Source organism: Vibrio sp. YT-16, from assembly GCF_033337405.1.
GTDB classification, from domain to species: Bacteria; Pseudomonadota; Gammaproteobacteria; order Enterobacterales; family Vibrionaceae; genus Vibrio; species Vibrio alginolyticus.
In genome coordinates this window covers 38,329-55,499 of sequence record NZ_JAWOQQ010000010.1, presented here as the reverse complement: position 1 = coordinate 55,499, position 17,171 = coordinate 38,329, and the positions used below count along the sequence as shown (strand labels likewise).

12 protein-coding genes are annotated in these 17,171 nt (G+C 45.8%); 5 read left to right on the top strand and 7 right to left on the bottom strand.

All coding sequences use genetic code 11. The annotated features are described in order from the left end of the window. Positions 1 to 57 precede the first annotated feature (57 nt). Positions 58 to 450 carry a hypothetical protein gene (locus tag R7F07_RS16370; protein ID WP_005374176.1) on the top strand — a complete coding sequence of 131 codons (393 nt, stop codon included), beginning with the start codon at positions 58 to 60 and terminating at the stop codon, positions 448 to 450. 46 nt (positions 451 to 496) lie between these two features. On the opposite strand, the gene R7F07_RS16365 is transcribed toward R7F07_RS16370, so the two are convergent. From R7F07_RS16365 to R7F07_RS16345, 5 genes are all read right to left on the bottom strand, one after another. Further along, positions 497 to 892: a hypothetical protein gene (locus R7F07_RS16365; RefSeq protein ID WP_245398218.1), complete on the bottom strand. Its 396-nt coding sequence runs from the start codon at positions 890 to 892 to the stop codon at positions 497 to 499. 76 nt (positions 893 to 968) lie between these two features. Next, positions 969 to 1,664, bottom strand: a complete 696-nt coding sequence (locus R7F07_RS16360) for a glycoside hydrolase family 19 protein (RefSeq protein WP_005374179.1) — start codon at positions 1,662 to 1,664, stop codon at positions 969 to 971. Between the two features lie 195 nt (positions 1,665 to 1,859). Continuing rightward, positions 1,860 to 3,092: an L-2-hydroxyglutarate oxidase gene (gene lhgO, locus R7F07_RS16355; protein ID WP_169628636.1), complete on the bottom strand. Its 1,233-nt coding sequence runs from the start codon at positions 3,090 to 3,092 to the stop codon at positions 1,860 to 1,862. Between the two features lie 8 nt (positions 3,093 to 3,100). Next, positions 3,101 to 5,224: a TRAP transporter permease gene (locus R7F07_RS16350; protein ID WP_171342679.1), complete on the bottom strand. Its 2,124-nt coding sequence runs from the start codon at positions 5,222 to 5,224 to the stop codon at positions 3,101 to 3,103. Between the two features lie 88 nt (positions 5,225 to 5,312). Next, the gene (locus tag R7F07_RS16345; protein ID WP_039989602.1) at positions 5,313 to 6,323 is read right to left on the bottom strand and encodes a TAXI family TRAP transporter solute-binding subunit; all 1,011 of its coding nucleotides are present in this window, start codon (positions 6,321 to 6,323) and stop codon (positions 5,313 to 5,315) included. A gap of 836 nt (positions 6,324 to 7,159) precedes the next feature. On the opposite strand from R7F07_RS16345, the gene brnQ reads away from it, so the two are divergent. Together brnQ and R7F07_RS16335 are read left to right on the top strand one after the other, a co-directional pair. Then, the gene (brnQ, locus tag R7F07_RS16340; protein ID WP_171342680.1) at positions 7,160 to 8,470 is read left to right on the top strand and encodes a branched-chain amino acid transport system II carrier protein; all 1,311 of its coding nucleotides are present in this window, start codon (positions 7,160 to 7,162) and stop codon (positions 8,468 to 8,470) included. 103 nt (positions 8,471 to 8,573) lie between these two features. Further along, the gene (locus tag R7F07_RS16335) at positions 8,574 to 9,782 is read left to right on the top strand and encodes a GGDEF domain-containing protein (protein ID WP_005374203.1); all 1,209 of its coding nucleotides are present in this window, start codon (positions 8,574 to 8,576) and stop codon (positions 9,780 to 9,782) included. Positions 9,783 to 9,825: 43 nt separating this feature from the next. Here the strand turns inward: R7F07_RS16335 and R7F07_RS16330 are convergent, their stop codons facing one another. Continuing rightward, positions 9,826 to 11,175 (bottom strand): sigma-54-dependent transcriptional regulator, encoded by a 1,350-nt coding sequence (locus R7F07_RS16330; RefSeq protein WP_005374204.1) that lies wholly within the window; start codon positions 11,173 to 11,175, stop codon positions 9,826 to 9,828. A gap of 171 nt (positions 11,176 to 11,346) precedes the next feature. On the opposite strand from R7F07_RS16330, the gene R7F07_RS16325 reads away from it, so the two are divergent. Then, positions 11,347 to 13,407 (top strand): sensor histidine kinase, encoded by a 2,061-nt coding sequence (locus R7F07_RS16325; RefSeq protein ID WP_171342681.1) that lies wholly within the window; start codon positions 11,347 to 11,349, stop codon positions 13,405 to 13,407. Between the two features lie 147 nt (positions 13,408 to 13,554). Further along, positions 13,555 to 14,946: a glycoside hydrolase family 1 protein gene (locus R7F07_RS16320; RefSeq protein WP_318110538.1), complete on the top strand. Its 1,392-nt coding sequence runs from the start codon at positions 13,555 to 13,557 to the stop codon at positions 14,944 to 14,946. 118 nt (positions 14,947 to 15,064) lie between these two features. Here the strand turns inward: R7F07_RS16320 and R7F07_RS16315 are convergent, their stop codons facing one another. Beyond that, positions 15,065 to 17,101 carry a PhoX family phosphatase gene (locus R7F07_RS16315; protein WP_318110537.1) on the bottom strand — a complete coding sequence of 679 codons (2,037 nt, stop codon included), beginning with the start codon at positions 17,099 to 17,101 and terminating at the stop codon, positions 15,065 to 15,067. Positions 17,102 to 17,171: the final 70 nt, after the last annotated feature.

Below are 17,171 nucleotides of genomic sequence, written 5' to 3'. Positions count from 1 at the left end.
ACATCTGAAGCCATTGAGGTCTATACTCAAGCAAGAGTAAAACAACGGAGTGTTTTTATGACCTTAAAGCGGTTTCTGGTAACTTTGATTCCTTTGACGGTTCCACTGTTTTCACCAAATGCATTGGCCGTAGACAAGCAGATGTCATCCGCCATTAAAAGTAAAATGCGGTCTATTTGCTCCGCAACAGACGAGCAGGGCCGTTGGCGACTTGCCGAAGCAACTCCTGACGCCAGACGTTCACTTAACATGGTGCTTTATCAAATGAATGCCGATGATAAATTGAAAGCAATTCATGAGGTGAGAACGAAAATGGTCGGCGGCACCCATTATGCGTTTGAGTTCGAGTTGCAAGATGGTCAAGTCTGGAATGCAATTGTATTGCACAGTGCCCGAGGCGATTACATGATAGAAAGACACGCCAAGAAAGGGGAACTCTGCCCTAAATAGCAATAGACACTACGACTCTACAGCCGACACAATAAAGTCGACTGATTCAGTCGCCTTTATTGTTGGTATGTTTAGGTATCGCTTCAAAAGCTTGGGAAAAGTAATAGCTTTCAACCTGAGGCCTAACTAAATCACAAGCTAACCCAAGGTCATCATTTTTTGTGAAAGGTAAATGTTCTGACACTAATTCCTGGGAATCTTTGTCCACGGTCTGGAAAGATTCAACAATTCTAAGTGGCCAGTAAGCTTTATTCTCAGTAACAAGAAAAAAGTAATATTGGAGCTGCTCTCCATGAGTCACGGCATTGTTAATTTCACTTCTAATTTTAACCACTTCGATTTTGCTACCAACACAAGTGAAGTCATATGCATCAGTAATTTCCGCTCCCTTCGCGCCCGGAGTATATACCATATAATCCGATTCAAACTTATTATCAGTCAACAAATAACCATCGTCGACACTAGTTAACTGAAAGGAAAATGCAGGGTAATGTACTATCAAACAAGCTCCAAAAGCCCTACTTAAAAATTTCTTTGAAAATACCTTTTTTATACAGTTCGGTAAATATCTCATGTCGTTGTCCATATGAATCTGTATTTTTATTAATAACCCTAGTAATACTATCAGTCACCGTTCTAGATGCTCCCTTATCGGCTTTTAAATATAGTTTATTCTTCAGCCAAAAAATCATAGCAGTCCTGATGGCATATTTAGGTTGAGCAACTAACTGGGGCGAAGAAGAGAAACTCGTATTTTCATTCCAAATATTTGCGTGTATGCTTTCTGTCGCTAAATAGTTTCCTTTCCCTGTTAACTGTATCATTCCTCTACCGCGATATTTCCATCCATCTCCGGTACTTGCATCACCATTGCCTATTTTCATGGCATAGGCATTATTTGCTATCGCTTCTTGGTTTGCTTTTTGATTGATGGCATTTTTTCTCCCGTGCTTTTCAGCTAACGCCGGCCTATTCCGATAGACTCTGAAAGTGCTTTTCAATCCTTGAACTGAATAATTCAGGTTTTCCTCCATTCTCATTCCAGGACCAACCTCTTTTGCTAATTGAGCGACAAAGTGTGACAGTCTCAGTTCACTGTCTAACTTACATTCAGAGATCTTCATAGAAAGTTCTTTGCTTATAATCACTAAATAGTCTTCTGAAACTTTAGTTTCATTCTTCCATACTTTTCTAAGGTGCTGTTTTGTAATCATAGTCCCTCCATCTGATGAAGATTAAAACTGAAAGAACAAAAAATCACCTATAAAATTTGAAGTTGACATTGTATTACGACACTTTAAAACCATTTCTTACATACTAATTACATTATTGTGCGGCAAATAACATACCAGTCAATATTCTAGAAAAGCATTCTTTTCGCTCATATATTTTAACATGGCTTTTTACTGTTAAACCGTCTCGGTTTTCGCCTCTATCTTCTCATTCACTTTATCGCAAATGTACTCTCCAATCGGCATTGCAGATGTCGCTGCGGGAGAGGGCGCGTTGCAAACGTGTAGGCTTCTGGCGCTCTCGGCAAACAAAAAGTCATGAACCAAGGTTCCGTCGGATAACACCGCTTGTGCGCGAATACCCGCAGGATATGGTTTGAGATCTTCTACCTTGATGCTAGGGCAATATTTGTTGACCAACTTGAGGTAGCCCGGCTTCCACCACGAGTTCTTAAACTCATCCAGTCCGGTTTTTAGATGCTTTTGTGTCACCTTCCAGAAACCGGAGAAACTGAGCATTTGCATGGTATCTTGCAAGCTGAAGTTAACCTTGTCGTACCCTTCCCGCTTCCAGCCTTGAACCGCATTTGGACCAACAGTCACACTGCCATCAATCATGCGAGTCAGGTGGACGCCCAAGAATGGCAAATCAGGGTCTGGAATTGGATAAATAAGATGATTCACCACTCGGTCGTGTTTGCTATCTAAGCGGTAGTATTCACCACGATAAGGGATGATTTGGAAATCGGTCGGAATAGACATCATCTTAGTCATGCGATCCGCCATTAAGCCACTGCAAGTAACCAAGAACTTGGTATTAAGCTGCATCGTTTGACCGTCTGAAATGCAGGTCAGTTGGACTTCTTCATCCTTCTCTTCGGCAGCCACCACTTTGGTTCTCAGGCTGATTTGACCGCCGAGCTTTTTGAACTCTTCCGCCATCTGCTCAGTGACCAAACGATAATCAACAATGCTAGTGGTTTTGACATAAATCGCACCCAAGCCAGTGATGTTTGGCTCAGCCAGTTTGAGTTGAACTTCATCGAGTAGCTTTACGTCGATGCCGTTGACATGGCAGCGCTCATAGAGGGCATTCATGCGTTCGACTTCTTGCTCATTGGTCGCAACCAATAACTTGCCACAGTTCTCCACCGGAATATCGTGCTCAGCACAGAACGAAATGGTTCGCTCTACCCCACGCTTACAAAAATCCGCTTTTAAGCTGCCCGGAGCGTAGTACACCCCAGCATGAATCACGCCGCTATTGTGTCCGGTTTGGTGCTTGGCAAAACCGGACTCTTTCTCAACCAATAAAATGGATTTGTCTGGATGACGTTGCTGCAGTTGCCATGCCGTCGACACACCAACGATACCGCCACCAACAATGATGTAGTCATAGACTGATTTCATACGACCTCTTATAAAACCGATAGTTGAGATTGTTGCAATTTGAACTTGCGACCACTGTAAATGAACACAGCGAAAAATACCGCGCAGCTTGCCACACGAACCAACATTGGGATGTCGTGCCAAACCAGCAATGTACCCACCACTACCAACAAGAGACGCGTTAGAATGTTTAGAGGACCTTCCAAGTAACCTTCAATCGCACCAATCAATGCATAGGTACCGATGATGGCAAAGAAGCCTACAGTAATCACTGACGTTACATCCCAACTTACTAAGCCTGTGTAAGCAATCAACAGCGGTACAAGATACAAACCTTTGGCGATTTTCCACGCCATCAAACCAGTGCGCATTGGGGGTGTTTTCGCGATAGTTGCCGCAGCGAATGCGGTCAAACACACTGGAGGCGTAACGTTACTGTCTTGCGATAACCAGAAAATGATGAGGTGAGCAGCCAGCAATGCCAAGCCTACCGCTTCCATACCCAGGCTTTGCTCCAGTAGAGTTTCCATAAAGTCCGCAGGTACTAGCGCCACCATTTCTTTCGCGGTTTCCAACGCCATTGGTGCATTAAGCAGTTCCAACTTTTCTGGTGCCGCCAACATGAAGATGGCTTTTGCTTGTTCAGGCAATTGACCCGACACCATCAATTCAAGCAATTGGTTTTCCGCAATCAATTTGTAAAGCGCAGGGGCAGACAGTGTGCCCAATACAATATACGCCGCTGTCACAGGTAAACCCATACCCAAAACAAGAGAAGCGAGCGCAATCAGAACGATCATGATGAACAAATCGCCATTCGCCCAACCGTCGATCATCAATGAGAAGGTGTTGCCGATACCCGTTGTGCTGATAACGTTGATCACCAAACCGATACCCACCAGCAATACGGCGGTTGTCGCCATGTTCTTCGCGCCTTGCGAAAGTGCTTCGATGATCGCTTTTGGTCCCATCTTGTGATCTTTCGAGAACCAAGACGCCACCACTACTGAAATGATCGATAGACCAGCAGCGTAAGTTGGTGTAAAGCCTTGAACCAACAGAGTAACCAATACCGCCAGCGGGATAAGGTTGTGCCAACCGCTGATCAGCACTTTCAGTAGAGATTCATCGCTGGTCGTGATTTTTTGAACGCCGCTGCGTTTAGCTTCAATACGCACAAAGAACGCCACAGACAAGAAATAGATAAGAGCAGGAATGAAAGAAACTGCGATGATATCGACATAAGGAATTTGCGTGTAAGACGCCATGATGAAAGCACCCGCCCCCATCACTGGTGGCATCAACTGACCACCTGTCGACGCTGCAGCTTCAACCCCCGCCGCAAAGCGCGAAGGAAAACCTGCTTTTTGCATTAAAGGAATACTGATAACACCGGTGGAAACCGTATTTGCCACACTAGAGCCCGATACTGAGCCCATCAAACCGGAGCCAATCACTGCGATAAAACCCGGACCACCAATGATTTTGCCAGCCGCAGCACGAGCCACATTGATGATGTAATCACCAACACCAGAGCGCACAAGAAACGCACCAAACAGAATGAACATGAATACGAAAGTCCAGCTGATGCGCGAGATAGAGCCAAACATGCCCTCGGAAGAATAGAAGCTACGGTAGAGCAAGGTTTCCATGCTCAAACCCGGGAAGTGGAAAATACCTGTTGCCCACTTACCCCAAAGCACAACGTAGCTCAGACACACCACAATCAGCACTGGAATAAACCAGCCCATGGTGCGTCGAATCAGCTCAATAACAATCAGAATTGCCATGATGGCGAAGACCCAATCGCTGGCCACGAACTTCACGCCACGTTCATACAGCGCATCTTCGGCATAGGGAATGTAGAGTAAACACGCGACCGCGCCCATGGCGATCAACACATCGATGCCGAGTGCAATCTTACTCTGCTTGAGAGAGATATGAGCCGGATACCAAAGCGCACAAATCACCGCAAAGCCAGCAAAGTGGGTAGCGGAAATCCATAACTCTGGTAACGTCGATAAGGTATTAAACCAAATGTGCAAAGCAGACAACAACACGCCAAACACTGTAATTGTGGTGGTTACCCACGGAAAATCAGTGCGCGTGGGCAGCTCAAACTTCTGCAATTCCTTTTCTATTGAGTCGCTCATCTCATACTCCAAGTTCTGGCGGCTTTTTCCATCTTAGAAATCGGTAGGGATAAAATGCCCCGAGCCGAAACTCGGGGCGAAGTTGGCGTTATTTCGCCATTAGATCTGATGGGATTTCGATGCCCATTTCTTTGTAGTAACGCGCTGCGCCTGGGTGAAGAGGCACTGGCAAGCCAGCAATCGCTTTCTCAATCGCCATTGCTTTTGTTGCTTTGTGGATTCCTTGTAGGAAAGGCAGGTTCTCGTAGATCGCTTTGGTTAGCTGGTAAACGTCTTCTTCCGAGATATCTTCACGAACTGCCAAGAAGTTTGGCTGTGCAATGGTGGTGATCGGCTTATCTAAACCCGGGTACGTGTTCGCAGGAATTTCGTACTTCGTCCATAGGTTGTAGTTGCCGTTCGCCTCTTTGATTTGCTCGTCAGTAAACGAGAGAATCGAAATGTCTTTACCCAGCGCAGCAAAAGCTTGGGTTACTGCACCAACTGGCACACCCGCAGGCGTGTTCATGCCGTCAATGGTGCCATTTTGAAGTGCGCTCGCACTGCCGCCGTAGCCCATGTACGCAAGGTTGAATTTATCAGGGTCGACCTTCAGACCTTTCATGATTTGGCGACCAGAGTTCTCAGTACCAGAATTCTTCTTACCGATAGAAAACTTCTTGCCATCTAGGTTGTTCAGGTCTGTCACTGTGCCCGTTTTTGCTAGGTCAGAACGAACAATAAAGTGCTCAACGTTTTGCCACAGCATAGAAACTGAACGCAGTTGTTCTTGACGACCGCTCTTCTCATAAGGACCTTCACCAGACCAAGCCCATGCACCGTAAAGACCTTGTAGAATCGCGAACTGTGCTTCGTTTTCGTTCAGCAGTTTGACGTTTTCACCAGAGCCCGCAGAGCTGATTGCAGAAAGGGAGAAGTGGTGCTTTGGTGCCAATTTCACTTTGCTTAACGTCGCCAACGCTACGCCCACAGGGTAGTAAGTACCACCTGTCGATGCCGTTGCAAGAATGTAGCTACGATCTTCTGCCGCAGCGTTAGCAGCAATACCAAAAGAAGTCACAGCGACAGCCAAAGCTTTTACCAGCTTATTTATTTTCATTATTACTCTCCGTGTAGTCGTTTCACGATTGGGGATTTACATCATGTTAAATCTTTATTAACAACAAATTCCCTAGAGCAATTGAAATGCCAACTTTTAACCCTTTGTATTTATTGAACTAAGTGCTGAAAGACATCAAAAATGAGCAAAATTCTGCTGATTTGATAGCAAAGTAATGAGCAAAACCTTGCTCATTGAAGAGAAGAAGGTTGTGCGCCTAGATCGCAAAAGGTTAATAAAATGTGATCAAGACAAAACAAATGCACGATTCACTAATAAGCAATATTTTGCCGATGCAATTTTGGATTGAACTGCAACTAATGACCGTCTTAACAATAAGAAGAAAAAGCGCATCATTCTAAACTGCTCACTTTATCAGCGGAGATTTATAGCCTAAACGACTACAAATAGCACAAAAATACAGCAAAACAAGCCATGTTACAGAAATGAAAAGTCATTTATTCTGATTTTGAATTTAAAAAGCAGTTCGATCCACCAGTTCAGAAACAAACATTGACCGTATCAACTTATTTTCTACTTCGGGGTTGTGCCAATAGCCCTATGTTCGTTAGGGTAACAACACGCCAAGGCAAACGTATTCCTTGGTATTTTTTCGTCATTAAGGATCACCCATGTCAGCAACTGCGCAATTACAATTCGCTTTAAAACGCCCATCTGGCGTTGCTGATGCGATCCTCCTGCTCTCTCTGAAACTGATTCAGAGCTGACAGGCTATATCTAAACTTTCTGTCAGCTTGAGAAGAAGCTGACGGGAACACCACATACTCCTCCCATTCCTTTCAGTTTCTTCCAAGCGAAACATAAGAGGAATAACAATGTTAAGCGCACGTAATATCGCCGCTTTGGGCTTCATGACTTTCGCCATGTACTTAGGCGCGGGTAACCTGATCTTCCCTCCATTTTTGGGTTACCAAGCAGGTGAAAACTTTCTGAGCGGGATGTCTGGCTTCCTCTTGACGGGTGTAGGTCTGCCTGCAATGGCACTAGTGATGGTGGCTATCGTAAACGGTTCAGACAAATTAACCGCTGCCCTACCTAAACCTTTGGCGACCAGTTTTTGGGTAATGGTATTTATCGTAATTGGCCCTGCGTTCGTGATTCCACGTGCAATTACCGTGGCTTACCAATTCAGCTTTGCGCCAATGTTTGGTGATGCAGCTTTGGTGCCTTTCACTATTGCCTTCTGTGCTATCACCATTCTATTTGCCCTATATCCGGGTAAATTGGTCGACAACCTAGGCAAGATCTTAACGCCTGCCTTGATGGCAATCTTGATCATCATGTCTGTGACGGCTTTGGTTTCTCCTGCAGGTGAGCTAACTGCCGCAACGGGACCATACCTATCTGGTGCATTTGCTGAAGGCTTGACCCAAGGCTACATGACCATGGATGCGCTAGGTTCTATCGGTTTTGGTTGGATTATCTTCCGCGCGATTCGCAGCATGGGTGTGGATTGCCCGAAAGCCACCGCAAAATACACGCTAATCGCAGCTTTGATGTACGCGGTTGCCATGACGTTTGTTTACATCTCATTGGCTTACATTGGCTCGACAAGCTCATACTTGGGTTCTGAGTTCAGCAATGGTGGCGACATTTTAACGGCATTCACCTTCAGCCACTTCGGCGCATTTGGTTCACTATTACTAGGTGCCGTGATGGTATTAGCGTGTTTGACTACTGCTATCGGCGTAACCACCGCAGGCAGTGAGTTTTACGACAACACCTTCAGCAAAGTGAACTACAAAGGCTGCGTTATCACGACCATGGTATTGGCAGGTTTAATCGCCAACGTAGGTCTGGAGCAACTATTGGCTATCACATTACCAGCGGTTGTGGCGCTTCACCCAGTAGCGATTGCGTTGATGATCATGGCACCGGTGCGCAACAAGATGTCGCAAATCATGGTCGTCGCGACGGCGTTCACTGCTCTAACGTTTGGTTGTGTTGATGCGCTGCACATCCTAGGTTACATGCCAAGTTCCACTGATGAGTGGATGGGTAATTACATGCCTCTGTACAATGACTTTGCTAGCTGGATTGTGCCTAGCGTATTTATGATGATTGTTGGTCTGCTGTTTACGACGAAAACCAACCAAACCGAACAATTCGAGCTGGTGAATGAATAGCCGTTTAACATAAGACATCGCTCAATAAGTGCGTTACTATGTAGCTCGCTTATTGATATCAGGCAAAGGAGTTGCCTGAATGAAAGATTGATATGGGTCGCCTATGGATAATCAGTATCTAGACATCAGAACACTGAACTTTATCGTTATTCTGTTCTCTTGCATTTACTCTATTAGTCTGCTTTGTTATCAATACACTCAGGGTAGAGTCAAAGGCTTAAAAACCTTCTCGATATCACTACTGTTTATTGGTTTAGGCCCTTTTTTACTTGGCTTTAGAGGCTCTGCGCCAGACTGGCTGACCATCGTCATAGCCAACACTCTCATATTAGTCGGCTTCTTGCTTACGCTATATAGCGTAAGCATTTTTCGTCAATATCCTTTAAAATTGGCTCACTGTCTTACCTTGTTAACACCTGTTTTCAGTGGTTCATTTTACTATTTCACCTTCCATGACCCTTCTATCAAAAGCCGCATTATTTATCTGAGCATGTATATTTGTATCGTCACCTTCTTTAGTGGTGTCGCCATGCTTAAAGGTACCCAAAAGGACTTAAAGCTCCCTGTTAAAGCAATGGCTTACTCTTTCTTTGGATTTAGTTTTTTTATGGGATTTAGGGCGCTTTGGAGTACTTTTTCAGGTGAGTTACCAAGTTTTATGGTCGCAGGCCTTATCCATCAGCTGACTTTCTTATTTAGCATCTGCCTGATCGTTGCTTTGAGCTTTAGTATGCTGTGGTTAATTAACGGACGCTTGGTGCAATCCATAAATGATCTCTCTCATTTAGATGCACTCACAGGGCTATATAATCGTCGAGCCATGGAAGAAATCGTTCCAAACTTGGTTAGTAAAGCACATAAAAAAAGCCAAGCAATCAGCATTATTATGACTGATGTCGACAAGTTCAAAGCGATTAATGATCACTATGGTCACACGGTTGGCGACTCCGTCATGGCAACGATCTCCACTATTTTTAAAAAGCATCTTCCTGAGTCAGCCTGCATTGTGCGATTTGGTGGTGACGAGTTCATGATTGTTTTGCTCGAAAAAGCACAACAAGCCAAAATTGTCGCAGAGCAAATTCGCCTTGCGGTCGAAACTGAAACCGCTTTGCAATCATTTAAAACTGAAGTGACCATGAGCTTTGGTATCAGTCAGTTATCTGAGGGGCAATCACTTCAAGAGGCGCTTGCTGAAGCAGACGAAGCGCTATATAGCTCTAAACATACTGGAAGGAACCTCGTTACCTTGTTTGGAGAAGGTAAAGACCTAAATTATAAGTTTGTCCCAGCTCCTGCCAAAAGCGCATAACATGTTTGTTATGCCAATGATTTTACATTAGCTAGAAATCGTACTAAGTATAGTCGGAGCGATTCAAACCAAACTTCTGCATCTTTTGGTTAAGGGTTCGACGTGGTAAATCCAACTCCTGCATCACCTCATTGATGCGTCCATGATGCCTGACTAAAGAATCATGTAGCACCTTACGTTCAAAGTTATGTAGCTGAATCGCCAACGGCACGCCCGCATGCGTCTCTTCGGTTGTTGAGGATGGTCGACTAGAGAGAATTTCCATTACGGAGACGGTTTCATCCAATGCAAAACGCATCGCTACATTCCTAAGCTCACGTACGTTACCAGGCCAAGAGTAAGCAAGAATGGCCTTTCTATCGGCTTCACTCAGTGGGCGGCTCTCAGGGTTACTTTTCAGAGCAAAGTGTTCGAACAAGATCAACGCATCATCTTCTCGCTCACGTAGCGGTGGCAAATAGATCTGCGCCACATTAAGACGATAGTACAAATCCTGACGAAACTCGTCATGATCATTGAGATCTTCTTTCGCGGCGGCGATCACTCTCAAATCAACTGAGATCTGTTGGTTGCCCCCAACGCGCTCTACCGTATGTTCCTGTAATGAACGCAACACTTTCACCTGCATGGACAGCGGCATACTCTCGATTTCATCAAAGAATAAAGTGCCTTTATCCGCGTATTCCAACTTACCAATGCGCTTTTTACCCGCTCCGGTAAATGCCCCTGCTTCATGCCCAAACAGCTCACTTTCAAACAGGTTCTCAGGAATAGCGCCACAGTTGATTGGCACAAAATGATAGGATCTGCGTTGGCTTTCATTATGCAAACTGGTCGCCACCAGCTCTTTACCACAACCTGTTTCGCCGTAAATGATCACGTTAGTATCAATGCGTGCTAACTTGGCTACTTGTTCTCTAAGCTGTTGCATCACTCGGCTTCGCCCAATCAACACCTCTTCTAAGCCGCTAACGCTAGATAGGTACTCTTGGCGATCTTGAGTAGACGTTTGTGCGCGATAGCTCTCGACCGCTTCGGTTACTCGTTGGGATAAACGCTCAGGTTGGAAAGGTTTCTCAATAAAATCGAACGCACCGTTTTGTAACGCCCCTACTGCCATATCGACGTCACCATGTCCGGTGATCAAGATAACTGGCGTTGGGATGTGATTAGCAATCAGGCTTTCTAGTATCGACAAGCCGTCGGTGTCCGGCAGGCGAACATCACTGACAATCGCATCAAATTCTTGGCTAAGAATGGCCGCTTTCCCCTCTTCTCCTAAACTGAATGCGGTCACGTCGAACCCCGCCAGTTGCAGCCACTGACTGGTAGCCTGACGAACAATGTCATCGTCTTCGATAAGTGCAATTTTAGGGGTGTCGTCAAAAGCCATGAGTTACTACCGTAGGTGGAATAGAAATCGCTCTTTGCTAACGGTAGCAAAAACCACTGAGGAGAAAAGGAGCTAGATCTCACTTCTTGCTTACAAGTCTTTAACATCCAACCAGTTAGGCGCACTCTTTAATGACTCTCGGTGAGAACGCACTAGCTGAACGGAGTCAGTATGCAGCGCAAAAGGAATGGCAAAACGTGGCTTGTGGTCGTAATTGCAGCAGTGCTGATGTTGTCTTGTTATAGCGCCAGCAGAGAGGTTGCTCGTCAATGGTTGAGCGTACAAACTCAAACCGAAGCTCAACAAAAACTGCTCGACTATATCGGTGAAGTTCGCCGTGCACTCAAACGTTTCTACCACTTACCTTACCTCGTCACCAATAACCCAGAAACCATCGCTTTTGTGAAAGGGAATCTGACTTATTACGAACCGTTGCAAACCCAACTGACTCAACTAGATAAAGCCGCCAATACGGAAGGTTGGCTAATCCTGTCTAACTCTGGCGAAGTATTGGTCTCAAGTTTGATCGAAGAGCGCTTTAGCCTGTCTGACCGAAAAGCCATTGTGGAACAAATTCACAACCAAGGCGGCGGTGTTTCCTTGGTGAACAAAACCAAAGGTTCGAGCCCATTGTATTATCTTGCAGCCCCTATCTACGATGGTCTGGATATCGCTGGCATTGTGGTGGTGCAAATCAACCTTAGCCTATTGACCGAACAGACCATTACTAGCCAAGACATCATTACGTTGCAGAACCGTCAGCAACGCTTTTTCCTATCGAGCAGCTCGCTCTATAACGCAGACTGGTTTAACGAACCGAGCAACACCGTTCAGTTAGAAACGCAACGCTTATACGACAACACCAACATCAGTGTGTGGACGCTCAACCAACAGCGTTATTTTGCACACACCGTTAAATTAGATGATTTGAATTGGTACGTCAGCTACCTCACCCCTTCTAAGCCGATTCAACAAACCATCAATGTGATTGGTTGGAGCGTAGCAGCGCTGCTCTTATTGGTTGTATTGCTCGTCATCATTGGCTTACAACGACGACAAAAGCACATCAATCAACAACGAATTCAAGCTCTGTTGGAAGAGTCCCAACGCCGCTTGAAACAGATGATCAATAAAACCCACGTTGGTTTGCTATTGATTGATGAACAAGGGCAACTGTTCGACCTCAACCCAATGGCGAAACGTTTGTTCTGTTTACCAGAAAGCGTCAATCGACACGCTTTTGCTTGGGAGTTATTCGACGCTGGCAATCCCAATTCCACAACACTTAAGTTACTAAAGGACCTGCCTAAGCATAAAGAGCTCGCAGAGATCAGCACGGTCGAAACCATTGCCAGACGCAGTGACGGTAGCGTCTTCCCTGTCTTGTTCTCACTGACCAGTTTCCCTTGGCATGGCGAGCAGTATTTCCTTGCGACGATCATCGACATCAGCAAGCGGAAAAAAGCCGAGCAATCACTGCAACAGGTCAACCAAGAACTGGCGCAGCGAGTTGAAGAGCGAACTCAAGCGCTAAAAGAAGCACAAAGCCAGTTGATTGAATCGAGCAAAATGGCCGCCTTGGGTCGCATGTCGAGCGCGATTACTCATGAACTCAATCAGCCACTGACTGGTTTGCGTACCCTGCTCACAACAAACGAACTGTTAGCAGAACGTGGCGAAACCGAGATGATGAAAGCCAACAATGTATTGGTGCAGAAGCTGATTGATCGCATGGCAAGCATGACTAGCCAGTTAAAGACGTTCGCCTATAACAAACCAGAAAGCCTACAAGCGATTTCTCTTACCTCCGCACTCGAAGAAACCTTACGCGTTTATCAATCCCAATTAGACAAGGTGGATGTACGTGTTCGAGTTCCTCATGACTTACCTAACATCATGGGTGAAGAACAACGACTGCTTCAGGTGCTCGGTAATCTTGTCTCGAATGCGCTAGACGCAATGAACAATACCACCAACCCGCAGCTCAACTTGATCGTCAATCCAACCGGCAATCGGGTCGAACTGATCGTCAGTGATAATGGCTGCGGCGTGTCGGATGAGATGCTTGAATCCATGTTCGAGCCCTTCCAAACCTCAAAGAAAATTGGTGAAGGCTTAGGGCTGGGTTTAGCAATTACGGCCAACAATATGCGTGATATGAACGGACAAATTACCGTGCATAGGAATGAACAAAATGGGCTGACTTTCACTTTATTGTTCAAATCAGCCTAAGGTGATATTGATTACAAAATCATCATTAGAACTAGGCATCCCCGCTGTTTGAGAAAAACACGATCTCGATACAAGAATCCCTCCTTGACCTACACTATTCTCAAGCAAATAAAACGAATAACTTCCGAACGATAAAGAGTGAGAAACATGATTAAGTTTCCTGAACATTTTCTTTGGGGCGGTGCCATTGCTGCAAACCAAGTAGAAGGGTCGTACAACCTTGGGGGTAAAGGGTTATCGACATCAGACATGCTGCCAAACGGTATTTTGAGTCCGCATCAAACTCGTGAAGAGCGTACGCCGGGTATCAAAGACGTGGCGATCGACTTCTACAATCGCTACCCAGAAGACATTGCGCTATTCAAAGAGATGGGCTTTAACTGTCTGCGCCTGTCTTTAGCGTGGAGCCGCATCTTCCCGAACGGTGACGAGCTAGAACCTAACGAAGAAGGTTTGGCGTTCTACGATAAAATTTTTGACGAACTTGCCGAGCATAACATCCAACCTTTCGTAACTTTATCTCACTACGAAATGCCTTACGCACTGGTTGAAAACTATGGCGGTTGGGGCGATCGTCGCGTCATCGAATTCTTCGAACGTTATGCCCGCACCGTGCTGGAACGCTACAAAGACAAAGTGAAGCTGTGGTTAACGTTCAACGAAATCAACATGTCTCTACACGCACCATTTACTGGTGTTGGTTTGCAAGAAGACGCCAGTGAACAAGAGATTTACCAAGCGATTCACCACCAACTAGTCGCCAACGCAAAAGCGGTAAAACTGTGTCAGCAAATCGTACCCATCGGCAAGATTGGTAACATGCTGCTTGGCGCAATCAACTACCCATACACCTGTAACCCTGATGACGTGCTTGCTGCCATGCATGAAAACAACAAGTGGTTGTTCTTCGGTGATGTACAAACACGTGGTCAGTACCCAGGCTACATGAAGCGTTACTTCCGTGAAAACGGCATCGAAATTCAGATGGAAGCAGGCGACTTAGAAGAAATTGCGTCTGCGAGTGTCGATTTCATCTCATTCAGCTACTACGCAAGCGGCTGTGCAAGTGCGGATCCGAAACAGAAAGAAGTGGGTAACATCGTCGATAGCGTACCAAACCCATACCTTGAAAAGAGCCAATGGGGCTGGCTGATCGATCCAAAAGCCCTGCGTGTTCTGCTGAACTTCCTTCACGACCGCTACCAAAAGCCACTGTTCGTCGTAGAAAACGGCCTAGGTGCGCGTGATGAAATCGATGAAAACGGTGAGATTCAAGATGATTACCGCATCGCTTACTTGAACGACCATCTTGTACAAGCACATGAAGCAATTTTGGATGGCGTTGAGCTGATGGGCTTCACCAGTTGGGGACCAATCGATTTGGTCGCGAACTCAACCGCTGAAATGAGCAAACGTTACGGTTACATCTACGTTGATCGCCACAACGATGGTCAAGGTACGTTAGAACGTAAACGTAAGAAGAGCTTCTTCTGGTATCAAGATGTGATTCGCACTGCGGGCGGCTCGCTGAAAAACTAAGCTTATTATCTAGATACAAGCCTAGATACAAAGTGCATGTGTATTTAGATAGAAAAAACAAAGCCCTGCAAACGCAGGGCTTTTCTTATTCCCGATATTCAGTCGTATGACCTATTGGTTAAACACCAATTTCACCACCGTCTTCACGGCGAATAACCACCGTCGCGGCACGTGGACGCAGTGTCATCCCCGCAGGTGTTTCTTCTGCTGCATTGTCGCTGTAAGGCCAGTTGCCTGGGTGCTGAATGTTCACGAACAGAGACTTGTAGTCTGGGCTAATGGTAAAGCCCGTCACTTCACAGCCGTTAGGGCCAACAAAGAAACGTTTCAACTCAGCTTGGTTTTCTGCACCGATCACTTCTTGTGTGCCGTTTTCATCCGTCAGCTTAGAAGGTACAACCGCAAGCATTTGGTCATTGGTGTAAGACGTCACTTCGTCTGCACCGTTGTCTGTTTGAATCCACAGAATACCGCGAGGGTCAAACGCTAAGCCGTCTGGGCTCGCAAACTGGTTTAACTCATTCAAGCCAGAACGGTTGGTATCTGCATCACCATTTGCTGGCGAACCAAACACAAAGATATCCCAAGTAAAGTCAGTTGCTGAAGCACCTTCATCCCAACGAATAACATGACCAAACTTATTATTCAAACGTGGATTCCCAGGATTGGTTTCATCTGTACGGCGCGTATTGTTCGTCAATGTTAAATATACTGAACCCGTGAATGGATCAACCGTACACCACTCTGGTCGATCCATTGGTGTTGCCCCAACTAAATCCGCCGCACCCGCAGTATTGATGATAATTTCAGCCAGTGAATCAAAGTGATCCGCTAACGTACCACCAGCGGTTGTTACGCTATCAAGCGTTAATGGTAACCAAGTACCTGTGCTGTCTTCATTGAAGCGCGCCACATACAGTGTGCCTTCGTCCATGTACTTGTCACCCATCGCCAAGCGGTTATCAGGGTTAGCATCTGCTGGATCCCACGCTGCCGCAGATTCAAATTTGTATAGGTATTCAAAGCGAGAATCGTGACCAGAATAAAATACCACTGGTTTGCCTTCTTCAAGCTTACCGAAAGTACAGCCCTCGTGACGGAAACGACCTAGCGCAGTGCGTTTCTTCGCACGTGAGTTTTGCGTGTAAGGGTCAATCTCGACAATGTAACCGTGACCATTGGCTTCATTACGGTAATCATCCATCGCACTTGCTCCTGTTGGAGCCACATTAAAGCGAGAGAACTCATCAAGACGCTCTTCTGCATTTCCTGCTAATGTTTCCCACAAGTAGCGTGTGCTTTGGTCATCAACACCAATGCGATCTTGCTCTTCTGTACGAGTCCCGGCGTTAACAAAGTAACCAGGCCAGTTCTCTTCACACGTTAAGTACGTGCCCCACGGCGTGTAGCCGTTGCCACAGTTGTTTAACGTACCACGCGCTTGGCTGCCATCTGGCGAGAAACGAGTGACAGTTAAAGATGTGTGGGCCACCGGGCCAGACAAATCCATGACTGTCGCACCAGTATAACGACGGTTTAGTGGATCGGTATCAACCAACTTCCACATATTGTCTTCCAGTTGAATTCGAACCACTGACACACCGTGCGCGTTAATCTCTTTGCGCACTTCATCTACAATGGTACGTACGCCATTTTCAACCGTCGGACCATTTGGATGCAGTGCTGATGTGTCGATGTACTCGTGGTTAATACATAGCAAGCCATCTGTAGTGCTATCGTTCAATGGGAAAAAATGCATGCCGTCATGGTGCATGCCTAGCGCATTTAACTGATCGGTACTGGTGTTGGTACCATCATTTTGCCATGCGCTGCCTTGCGCATTAAGTGGTGTTCCCCAAGGTACTAGTACTTGTGCGGTGTAGCCTTGTGGAATTGAAACTGCGTCAGTGAGTGAGCCAGGGATAGATTCAAAGTTAAGAACGGCTTTAGATGCGCCCGAACCACTGCTTACTGTACTCCCTGAGTCAGACGAGTTACAACCAGCCAATCCGAAAGCACCAAACGCTGTCATCGCACTGATACCTAAACCACCTTTCAGAATGCTGCGTCGAGATAGGCTCGCTTCTAATACTTCTTCAAATGGTTTGTTTTCACTTTGGTTATAACGCGTCGCGTCAAAGGTTTCCTTGCTCATTTTTACTTTCCCGATCTTATAGTTTAATTAATAAATAAGTGATTAGTTGAACGGCAAGAAGTTTGGATAA

Coding starts and splice junctions, on each gene's coding strand:
- R7F07_RS16370 (WP_005374176.1), top strand. CDS start 58: ATGACCTTAAAGCGGTTTCTGGTAACTTTGATTCCTTTGACGGTTCCA.
- R7F07_RS16360 (WP_005374179.1), bottom strand. CDS start 1,664: ATGATTACAAAACAGCACCTTAGAAAAGTATGGAAGAATGAAACTAAA.
- lhgO (WP_169628636.1), bottom strand. CDS start 3,092: ATGAAATCAGTCTATGACTACATCATTGTTGGTGGCGGTATCGTTGGT.
- R7F07_RS16350 (WP_171342679.1), bottom strand. CDS start 5,224: ATGAGCGACTCAATAGAAAAGGAATTGCAGAAGTTTGAGCTGCCCACG.
- R7F07_RS16345 (WP_039989602.1), bottom strand. CDS start 6,323: ATGAAAATAAATAAGCTGGTAAAAGCTTTGGCTGTCGCTGTGACTTCT.
- brnQ (WP_171342680.1), top strand. CDS start 7,160: ATGTTAAGCGCACGTAATATCGCCGCTTTGGGCTTCATGACTTTCGCC.
- R7F07_RS16335 (WP_005374203.1), top strand. CDS start 8,574: ATGGATAATCAGTATCTAGACATCAGAACACTGAACTTTATCGTTATT.
- R7F07_RS16330 (WP_005374204.1), bottom strand. CDS start 11,175: ATGGCTTTTGACGACACCCCTAAAATTGCACTTATCGAAGACGATGAC.
- R7F07_RS16325 (WP_171342681.1), top strand. CDS start 11,347: ATGCAGCGCAAAAGGAATGGCAAAACGTGGCTTGTGGTCGTAATTGCA.
- R7F07_RS16320 (WP_318110538.1), top strand. CDS start 13,555: ATGATTAAGTTTCCTGAACATTTTCTTTGGGGCGGTGCCATTGCTGCA.
- R7F07_RS16315 (WP_318110537.1), bottom strand. CDS start 17,101: ATGAGCAAGGAAACCTTTGACGCGACGCGTTATAACCAAAGTGAAAAC.